The sequence below is a fragment of the Nocardioides sp. genome (assembly GCF_024509035.1).
In the GTDB taxonomy this organism is placed as follows: Bacteria; Actinomycetota; Actinomycetes; order Propionibacteriales; family Nocardioidaceae; genus Nocardioides.
In genome coordinates this window covers 1,616-2,266 of record NZ_JANINT010000312.1, presented here as the reverse complement: position 1 = coordinate 2,266, position 651 = coordinate 1,616, and the positions used below count along the sequence as shown (strand labels likewise).

General features: G+C 73.0%; 1 pseudogene. It reads left to right on the top strand.

Annotation, left to right across the window (positions count from 1 at the left end):
• Positions 1–149: 149 nt before the first annotated feature.
• A pseudogene (locus Q0L15_RS19750) lies at positions 150–651 on the top strand (hypothetical protein); the annotation flags it as partial.

The following is a 651-nucleotide window of genomic DNA, read 5'->3' as shown; positions in this document are numbered from 1 at the left end:
GGTCGAGTCGGGAGTTGTGACGGTCGAGTCGGGAGTTGTGGTCGCTCGGCGGCCCGGGAACCGTCCACCGAGCGCCGGTACGGCGAGGTCGTCCACAGGCAGCGGATCGCGCCGCCCGTCGGAGAGCGGCGGACGGCACGGTGAAGGGCATGGATGCGTCATCGTGCTGGCCCGATCTCCCCTTCACCCGCAAGGACCTCGATCTCCTCGGGGTCTCCGAGTCGGTGCTGCGCTGCGCCTTGCGCCTCGGTGTCGTGCGCACGCCGGTCCGCGGGGTCTACCTGCGCGCCGACCTGGGTGACGGCCTCGAGACCCGCGCCCGCGTGGTCGCCAGGGCGGCGAGCCCGCACCACGTGGTGACCGACCGGACCGCGGCGTGGTTGCACGGGGTGGATGCGCACGTGCGCGGGGAGCACGTCGGAGTGCCGCCGGTGGAGACCTGCGCGCTGCGTGGTCACGAGCCGACGGCGGCCGCGGGATCCGACGCGCGCACCCGCGATCTCCAGCCGCAGGACGTCATGGAGATCCACGGAGTGCGGGTCACGACGCCGCTGCGGACGGCACTGGACCTGGGGTGCTGCCTGCGCCGACGGGAGGCGTTCGCGGTCCTCAACGACTTCGCGCGGCAGTACGCGTTCACCGCTGAGGACT